Origin of the sequence: Spirochaeta lutea (genome assembly GCF_000758165.1) — a bacterium.
GTDB lineage: Bacteria > Spirochaetota > Spirochaetia > DSM-27196 > Salinispiraceae > Spirochaeta_D > Spirochaeta_D lutea.
In genome coordinates this window covers 1-213 of record NZ_JNUP01000057.1, presented here as the reverse complement: position 1 = coordinate 213, position 213 = coordinate 1, and positions in this window count along the sequence as shown.

Genomic DNA, 213 nt, shown 5'->3' with positions numbered 1-213 from the left:
ACTAGACCGCTTTTGGTAACCGGGGAACCACAATCACCAACCCACCCAAGGGTGCAAATAATCACCCCGCAGAATACCTGCACTTAGCTTTTGAGCGGCGTAGACGTAATTTCAAACAATTATTCCGCGCTTTTGATAAAAGCCTAATAGTCTGTTGAAGCCGACACCAGATAACAATCCAACGTTGTGGAATGCTATGCAGCAACGTGGTTT